We start from the raw sequence: 253 nt of genomic DNA on the forward strand, positions 1-253 counted from the left end.
CGCGCGCCCAACGGCCGCCTGTGGCTGCTGGCCACGGCCAAGCAGGGCGACGCGTTGGCGATCTACGACGGCGACAACGGCGAGCGCGTCGGCCGCTACGGCCGCAGCGGAGCCGCGCTGGGCCAGTTCCGCCGTCCCAACGGCATCGCCGTGTTCGGCGATCTGGCCTTCGTGGTCGAACGCGACAACCGCCGCGTGCAGGTGCTGCAGCTGTCGCTGCCGCCGGCGCGCAGCGCGCAACCCGGCGTGGCCG

1 protein-coding gene is annotated in these 253 nt (G+C 75.1%); it reads left to right on the forward strand.

The features are described from left to right. A partial coding sequence (locus HKX41_12435) for a hypothetical protein (GenBank protein NNC24943.1) occupies window positions 1–253 on the forward strand: 253 nt, incomplete at both ends.

This window comes from Salifodinibacter halophilus, from assembly GCA_012999515.1.
GTDB classification, from domain to species: Bacteria; Pseudomonadota; Gammaproteobacteria; order Nevskiales; family Salinisphaeraceae; genus Salifodinibacter; species Salifodinibacter halophilus.